The sequence below is a fragment of the Streptomyces sp. BR123 genome (assembly GCF_013401435.1).
In the GTDB taxonomy this organism is placed as follows: Bacteria; Actinomycetota; Actinomycetes; order Streptomycetales; family Streptomycetaceae; genus Streptomyces.
Genome location: NZ_JACBGN010000340.1, coordinates 1 through 7081, shown reverse-complemented (window position 1 = coordinate 7081; position 7081 = coordinate 1). Strand labels below are relative to the sequence as shown.

Annotated in this window: 7 protein-coding genes and 1 pseudogene; 4 read left to right on the top strand and 4 right to left on the bottom strand. The window is 70.9% G+C overall.

Going from position 1 to position 7081, the window contains the following annotated elements; translation table 11 throughout:
• The 4 genes and pseudogenes from HYE82_RS32010 to HYE82_RS32000 form a co-directional block, all read right to left on the bottom strand.
• Positions 1–1085, bottom strand: a pseudogene (locus tag HYE82_RS32010) (hypothetical protein); the annotation flags it as partial.
• Positions 1082–1210 carry a hypothetical protein gene (locus HYE82_RS38610; RefSeq protein ID WP_256987958.1) on the bottom strand — a complete coding sequence of 43 codons (129 nt, stop codon included), beginning with the start codon at positions 1208–1210 and terminating at the stop codon, positions 1082–1084. The gene HYE82_RS38610 and the pseudogene HYE82_RS32010, both read right to left, overlap by 4 nt.
• 25 nt (positions 1211–1235) lie before the next feature.
• Entirely contained in the window at positions 1236–1847 is a 612-nt protein-coding gene (locus HYE82_RS32005; RefSeq protein WP_179177708.1) for a hypothetical protein, read from the bottom strand.
• Positions 1844–2908, bottom strand: a complete 1065-nt coding sequence (locus HYE82_RS32000; protein ID WP_256987957.1) for a C40 family peptidase — start codon at positions 2906–2908, stop codon at positions 1844–1846. Before HYE82_RS32000 ends, HYE82_RS32005 begins: the two co-directional genes overlap by 4 nt.
• Positions 2909–3237: 329 nt before the next feature.
• Between HYE82_RS32000 and HYE82_RS31995 the strand changes: the two genes are divergently transcribed.
• From HYE82_RS31995 to HYE82_RS31980, 4 genes are all read left to right on the top strand, one after another.
• A complete protein-coding gene (locus HYE82_RS31995) occupies positions 3238–4173 on the top strand; it encodes a hypothetical protein (RefSeq protein ID WP_179177707.1) in 936 nt (311 codons plus the stop codon).
• Positions 4174–4188: 15 nt separating this feature from the next.
• Positions 4189–4527, top strand: coding sequence for a hypothetical protein (locus tag HYE82_RS31990; RefSeq protein ID WP_179177706.1), 339 nt, complete (start codon positions 4189–4191; stop codon positions 4525–4527).
• A 2-nt stretch (positions 4528–4529) separates the two neighbouring features.
• Entirely contained in the window at positions 4530–5312 is a 783-nt protein-coding gene (locus HYE82_RS37385) for a hypothetical protein (RefSeq protein WP_218783290.1), read from the top strand.
• Positions 5302–7081: hypothetical protein (locus HYE82_RS31980; protein ID WP_179177705.1), on the top strand; the 1780-nt coding region annotated here is incomplete at its 3' end. The genes HYE82_RS37385 and HYE82_RS31980, both read left to right, overlap by 11 nt.

Here is a 7081-nt window from a genome sequence, read left to right as displayed (position 1 = left end):
AGGGGCGCGGGGAACTGCGCTACCGGCACCCACCGGCCCACGGTTTCATGACAGGACGCCCAGCGGAGCGCACGGTCCCGGCCTCGCTCGGGGCTGACCCGGCGGCAGACCCCGCGCCGGGGGCGGGGCTCGGCGGCGTCCTGCCAGGCGGCCGCTGCGTTCTTCCATGCGGCGGCGGATTCCCGTAGGGCCGTCGCGGCCCGGCCGAACTCGTGGACGGTGTGCCTGTCCGCGGGGGGCAGCGCCGCTGTGGCTGCCGTCAGCAGCCGGCCGGCGAGGAGGCGGGTGAGGGAGTTCCAGCGGGCCATGTGATGCAGGTCCGAGTCGCCGATCCGGTGCTCGTCAGGGTCGTGCAGGGCCAGGTAGGCGGCTCTGGAGAGCCGTTCGCCGTCTTCTGCAAGGCGCGCCGTCACTGCCGTGGTGGGGTCGGTCGGCGAAGCGTGCACGGGGACGACGGGCAGCGCGAGCGGGAATGCCGCGAGGTGGGGAGCGGCGTCCGTGGTGGTGGGGCGCGTGAGGACCGCGGCCTTGTCCAGGCAGGCCGCGGCCTCTGCGAAGGCCTCGGCCGCCCCCGGGTGTCCGGTGTTCTGCGCGATCCGGTGGACGACCTGCCCGGCGGCCTGTCCCACCTCGGCGTACCGGCTCGCGAGGTGGTCGGCGGCGGCTTGGTGCCGCAGCAGGCAGGCGTACGGCGTGAGGGGTGCGCCGTCCGGCCCGAGGTGGCCGCCGATGGTGTCGCGCACGGCTGCCAAGGCCTCGCCGGCCGCCTCGATCCGCGTACCCGACGGCCCGACGGGACCGTCTCCGGGGGCCTGCAGGTACTGCAGGGCGCGGTGCAGCCGTCCCGAGGCCCGGGTGAGCCACTCCTGCAGGTCATCCGCTGCCCGCGCCGCGAAGCGCTCTTGTGCTGCCGGTGTCGGCGGGTTTGCGCCGGGGCCCGGACCCTTGCGGATCTGCTGCAGGACTTGGTCGACGCGCCCGGCCAGGGCCGCGGGCTCCTCCGGGTCGGGCGGGGTGCGGGGATCGCGGGCCGCCGCTGCGAGATGGGCGAGGGAGGTGTCGAAGAGCTCGCCCAGCGTCGTCATCCGTCTTCCCGCACGGAGGCGAGGGCCTGTGCTGCCGGCAGCGCGTCCCGGGCCGCGGACACCAGGGTGCGGGTGACGCCCGAGTCGACTTGTGCAGTGAGGTGCATCGTGGGGGGTGAGGACATCCGTGTTCTCTCCTGTTTCGTTTTCTTACGGGTCGGTAGCCTGCGGATCCAGGGCCTTGTGGATCCGGCGGGCGGCTGTGCTGTGGGGACCCTGGATGCTGATGACCGTGGTCAGGAACTCCCTGCCCAGCCGGTGGCTGAGGGCGGGGTCCGTGATCGTCCGCCAGAGGCCGTACGTGCGGTGGACGGCGGCTTCGGTGTCGGAGTGGTCCGGTCCGTGCAGGTCGGCGCGCAGGCGGAGCGCGTGCAGGTACCAGCCCACCGCCGTGGCGTGATCCCCCGTCAGGCTGGCGAGGTAGCCGCGTACCTCCCGGATGTCGGTCATGGCTGTGCTGACGCTCTCGTTGGTGGCTGCGGTGTGCTCGGTGTCGAGTTGCTCGGCGAGCAGGACTGCCTTGCCCAGTTCGCCCTCCCGGGCCAGGGCGGCGACGGCAGCGATCCGGGCGGGTACGTCCACCACCTCGTCCGGGGATTCGGGTCGCGGTGGTGCAGCCGGCGTCGGCGGTGTCGCCGGAGTCGCCGGAGTCGGCGGTGTCGGCGGTGTCGCCTGCGTCGGCGGCGGGTGCGCGGTGGTCGGTGTGGTCCAGAAGTCGGTGGTGACCACGCCCCAGGGCAGGAAGACTTCGTCGTTGCTCACCAGTTCACCACCCTGCGGATGCCGGTCACCCGGGTCATGTAGGACGAGGAGTTGCGCCAGCTGCCGTACGGCACGATGCGGGTGCGGACCCCGGTCCGGGGCGCCTCGATGAGCATGCCGGAGCCGATGTACATGCCGACGTGGCCGGGGCTGGCGGCCGAGCCGTCGGAGCCGGCGTTGAAGACGAGATCGCCCGGCTTGGGGCGGTCCAGATCGACCTGGAGCGGCAGCTTGATCTGGTCGAAGGTGACGCGCGGGATGCCGATGCCTGCCGCGTTGTAGGCCTGTTGGACGAGGGACGAGCAGTCGCACCAGTGGGCCGGGGCGGAGCCGTGCGCGTCGGTGCAGTCGCCACCGAGGTGGTACCAGCCGCCCTTCTGCTGCAGTGCCCAACCGACCGCCGTACGGACCTGGGGCGGGGTGTCCGGGGGCAGGCTGAATCCGGCGGGCAGGTCGACCGGGCCGCCGCTGCCGCCCGGCGCGGTGTACTTCGCCGACCTCGCCATGATCTTCATTACGTAGTCGTACGTCTGCCCCGCGGCGAAATCGGCCGGAGGAACGCCGCGGAACTGTTCGACACGGCCCCAGCCCGCGTTGTATCCGGCGAGGGCCAGTTCGACGGGCGAACCGCTGTACTCCGGGTGTTGTTTCGCGGTCTTCAGCAAGCTGCACATCATGCGCCCCTGAGCGGGAATGGCGTCGGCCGGATCCATGACGTCCTTGTCGCCGTCCCCGTCGCCGTCGACGCCTTGAGCAGCCCATGTCGCGGGGATGAACTGGGCTATTCCATAGGCGACGGCGTTGCCGTCCGCGGTCCGGGAGATTGCGTTCGGTGTGAAATTCGATTCGGCCCACAGCTGCGCGGCCAGGATCGACGGCGGCAGGCCCTGGTCGCAGGCGGCGGTCGCGGCGAGGATGAGGGGCGCGTATGCGGCGGGTACGCCGTCCGCTCCGCCGATCCTCAGCGCTCCCGCGGCGGGCCAGGTGCCGGTTCCGGGCTTGCTGTCGTCCTCCTCCGCAAGAGAGGCGAACAGCATCACCATGCCGATCCCGAACGTCAACGGAGCAGCCAGGGCACCCCCCGCAGCGGCGAGTCCTAACCACCGCCTCACCCGCATTGGTTCCCCCCGGCCCCCGTAACCGATGTGCGTCGCGAAGATCCGATCAGACCGAATCCGGCCGGCATTCGATCTTGCCGGGTTCGCATGACGGATCGCGAGCGACACTATGGCATTTCTGCTTGGCTCAGCGCTTGTTGAACATGCATCAGAAATCTCGTCGGGGACGATCGGTGTAGGGTGCCCGAACGCTGTGGTGCCGGCCGCGTCGACAGTGGTGTGAAATTCACATGATTTACGGCTGGCTTTGCGGGACGCAGTCGGGGGGATTCATGGGGAAGAAGACCGAAGCGGCATTCGTGACGCTGCCGGCGTCGGCCCGGCTGGTGGCGCCGGTGATGGCCGCTGTCGGGGGCAGCGGCCGCTCCACCGTGGCGTACCTGCTCGCCACCGCCATGGCCCCCCTCGCCGACACGGTGGTCGCCGACTTGTCACCGCGGCTCGGCTCCCCCTGGCCCTCCTGGACCGCGGACGCACAGGCCGGAGGCGGCCTCGCCGCACTCCCGGCCGACCGGCCGCTCAGCCGCGCCGACATCCGCGGCGCCGCCGCTGCCGTCGCCGTCCGGCAGGCGGCACCGGCGCTCGCCGCGGCGGCCGCCGCCGACAGTCACTGGTCGGTACTGACCGACGCACGCGAATGGCACGCCGCCCCGCTGGAGCTGCCCGCCGACCCCGCCGCCTGGTACCAGCTGGCTGCGGCCGGCGGCTGGCAGCTCCTCCTCGCCGACACCACCCACCCCGTCGCCCACGACATCCTCACGGCACGCTGCTCCGGCCTGCCGGGCCTGACCAGGACCTGGTGCGCCTTGCCGTTCACCGTGCCCGTCCTGTGCGCACAGCCCACCGCCGCCGGAATCCGGGCGCTGCAGCAGGCCGTGATGGTGCTGCACGCCGAAGGCCTGCCCCTGCAGCGCACCGTGGTCGTCTTCTCGGCTGCGTCGGAGGGGCGTCTGCCTGCGGTCGCGCGGGCCGCCGCCACGATGCTGTCCGCCCGCGCGGCCGCCGTGGTCCACCTGCCCCACGACGCGGACATCCGCGCGCACGGGCTGGCCGCCACCCAGCCGCCGTCCCGCATCCGCGACCGTACGCAGCAGGCGGCCCGCGAACTGGCCTCGGCGGTCCTCACCGCCGCCCACGAAGCCTTCGGCGAGCCACTGCCGGCCGCCCCGCAGCCCGCCGCCTCCCCGATCCCCGTACCTGTCGTTTGACGAGGAAGCACAACGATGAGCCAGATCCTGACGACCCTGCACACCCTCGCGGCAGCCCCCGGCCTCGCCGTCCTGGCCGACGGCCCGGTGCCCGCGTTCAATCCGGCACTCCCCGAAGCGGTCAACAACTCGGCCAAGACGATGTTGTCGTGGACCGCGGGCGGCGGCCTCACCCTCGCCGTCCTCGGCGGGCTCAGCGGGTGGGCGCTGACCGCGATCGGCCACAACACCGAACGCGCCGCCCTGGCGGCCCGGGGCAAGCAGGGCGTGCTGTGGAGCCTGATCGGCGCCGGGGGCATCGGCGTGACGTCCTCCCTGGTCCTGGCCGTCTACACGATGTCGAAGGGCGGCTGACCGTGGACTCCTCCCCCGGCCTCAAGGCCCGCCGAGCCCGCTTCGTCCTGGCCGGCGGCGCGGTGGCGGTGGCAGCGCTGCTTGTCGCAGGCGGGTTCACGGCGGCGACCCTGATGAACGGCAACGACGCCAAGGGGCAGCCGCAGCCGTCCACCAGCCCGGCCGTCGGCTCTCCGGTCTTGCCCAGCTCGCCCTCTGCAACGGGGCCGATGACGCCAGATAAGGGGTCGAAGATCCCTCTGTCGCAGCCCACGGGCCAAAGGGACGGCGTCTTCATCGGTTTCCCGCCCACGCAGGTCGGTGGGATCTCCGCGGTCGTCAGCTTCTGGGAGGAATACGCCTGGCTCGACGACGAAAAGGCTCGTCAGCAGCTCAGTGCGGTCGCTTCCAAGGACTCCCCGGCCTTCGTTGACAGGCGCATCTCCGAGATCCGCAAGATGCGCGAGGCAATCGGATTGGCTCCGTCCGGAGGCATTCCGGCCGACATCAGCTTTACCACTGCGGTCCACGCCGCGCGGGCCAAGACTCTGAAAGCACCTGGCCTGCCAGTCGGACACGCCATGCAGGTCTGGCTCTCCTACGACCGTTTCGCAACCGGCCCCAAGAACGGCCGAGACGAAAACCCGCTGCGTGGCGAGACTCAGGCCTTCGTGGTGAAGCTGGAGGACGGAGTATGGAAGTTCACTGACCAGTACGAGGCGCTTGGGGACTTCCCGGTCGCTTACGAACCTGCCAGTCCCTACGCCTGGCGTGACGGGTGGGCACAGGTGCGGCATGCCCACTGACACACGGCAGCCCGCCGTACGGACCCTGGTTCTTCTGTGCACCTTATTTTTCTTCCTGAGCGCCAGTGCTTCGCTGTCCATCGCCATGACTGCGGATGACCCGAGGCACTCCGCCGTGGGGCCGCCATCTCCTATCCCGGCAGACTGGGATGGGCAGTGGAGCATCGGGCTTGATACCGAGGGGCACTACTGCCTGGTCGAGCAGATCCGCGACCCCGCGGCATGCCATCTACCGGGCACCGACGACCCGCCGATCCCCGGCAGGACAAACGTCTGCGAGGGCGCCGACGGCAACGGCGCCCGGAATTGCGATGAGCAAGGCCAGCGCGAGGCGGAGGTCCGACAGCTGAGGCACTGGCGCGAGGGCTTCTCGGACAAGGACCAGAAGAAGTACAAGGAACTAATCGTGTTCGTCAGCGACTGCGTGGCCAAGGACGGCCGACCCTTCTCCGTGTGCAAGAAGGAGGGCACCGGCAAATTCGGGGACCCGGTCCAGACGCCGCTGGAGTGGGCAGCTGGCAAGTTCTCCCAGTTCGCGTCCAGCGCGTTGCAGGAGGCCGCGTCCTACATCGGCAAGTCGGTGGTGTGGCTGCTGGAGAAGTTCGCGCAGGTCTTCACCTCGAACTCGTCGATCAACCTCAAGGCCACCGGGCTGGGCAAGTTCACCGCCCTGATGACGGCCCTGTCCGCGGTCGTGGCGTGCTTCCTGCTGCTGCTCCAGTTCGGGAAGGTCGCCGTCAGCCACAACGGCGCCCCGGTCGCGACCGCGCTCACCGGCCTGGCCAAGTGGGCGGTGATCTCCTCGGTCTACCTTCTGGTCGCCCAGGAGGCATTGAGGTGGTCGGATGTCGTGTCCGACTGGATCGTCACCTACACCTTCAGCAGTGGCAAGGGCAGCGGCTCGGCATCGGCGGCCGAAGCGATGCAGGACCAGCTCGGCACGCTCTTCGGCGGGCTCATCACCGGCGGGGGCGGGGCGGCGACGGCGACCGGCGCGCTCATCACCGGTGAGGGGGTCGCCGCGTCCGCGGTCGGCGTCATCATCGTCATCGGGATCCTCTGCATCCTGGCCATCGCCGCCCTGTGGGTGGAGATCCTCCTCCGCCAAGTCGGCATCATGTTGATCATCGGCACCATGCCGATCACTCTCGCCGGGCAGCTGTCCGACGCGACGACGGCGTGGTGGCCCAAGGCGCGGAACGCGTTCGTCTCGCTGGTGCTGATGAAGCCGGCGATCGTCTGCTGCTTCTCCATCGGCTTCCTCGCCATGTCCGAGGGCGAGGGCATGCAGAACGTGATCTTCGGGTTCGTGATGTTCCTGGCCTCGGCCCTGTGCTGGCCCGCTCTCGCCAAGTTCATGGTGTTCACCACCAACGGCGCCGGTACCTCGATGGCGTCCGGATGGATCAGTTCGCTCGGCTCCTCCGCATCGTCCAGGGCAGGAAGCCTGGCCGAGCCCAGCGGCGCCGGGTCCGTCGGCGGCGGAGCCGGCTACACCAAGGCTCTGGACTCCGAGAACGACGCCACCGCCCAGGCGGCCTCCTCGGCCCCGGCGGCGGGCGGCCGAGCCGGCTCGGCGGCGCGATCGGCGCCCCGCTTCGGCGGGAGGGCGGTCAGCGTCGCCACGCTCGGGCTGCAGGCCCTGGCGGCCGGGAAGGACACCTTGGAATCCGGCCTGGCCAACACAGCCGCCCACGCGGGCCTCGACCAAGGCTCCGCAGGCGGCCGGCACGTGGTGGTCCCGCCGCGTCGGCAGCCCACCCCCGCAC

What these genes read in the sequence shown, in the direction of transcription:
- HYE82_RS38610 (WP_256987958.1), bottom strand. Translation starts at nt 1,210, where the DNA reads ATGTCCTCACCCCCCACGATGCACCTCACTGCACAAGTCGACTCGGGC.
- HYE82_RS31995 (WP_179177707.1), top strand. Translation starts at nt 3,238, where the DNA reads ATGGGGAAGAAGACCGAAGCGGCATTCGTGACGCTGCCGGCGTCGGCC.
- HYE82_RS31990 (WP_179177706.1), top strand. Translation starts at nt 4,189, where the DNA reads ATGAGCCAGATCCTGACGACCCTGCACACCCTCGCGGCAGCCCCCGGC.